The organism is Microbacterium sp. GbtcB4 (genome assembly GCF_019091465.1).
GTDB lineage: Bacteria > Actinomycetota > Actinomycetes > Actinomycetales > Microbacteriaceae > Microbacterium > Microbacterium paraoxydans.
On sequence record NZ_JAGXJJ010000466.1, the window covers coordinates 1 to 240 of the forward strand.

Annotated in this window: 1 pseudogene; it reads left to right on the forward strand. The window is 72.1% G+C overall.

Annotated features, from left to right (window positions below):
* Positions 1-240, forward strand: a pseudogene (locus tag KVS71_RS18480) (MFS transporter); the annotation flags it as partial.

The window sequence follows — 240 nt, forward strand, 5'->3', positions numbered from 1 at the left end:
TGGTGCAGTACCGGTGGCACGGTCGTGGGATCGCCCGTGCCATCGTGGCCTACGGCGCCGCGATCGCCCTGTTCGGCGTCGTCCTCCTGATCGGCGCGCTCTCCGCGTCGCCCGCCGGTGAGGACCGGCCGCACGTCCTGCTCATCGTCGCCGCCTGCGTGGCGCTCGCGCTCTCCGGCGCGTCGGACAACATCAGCTCGATCTATCGGGACACCATGATGCAGGCCGCGGTGCCCGCCG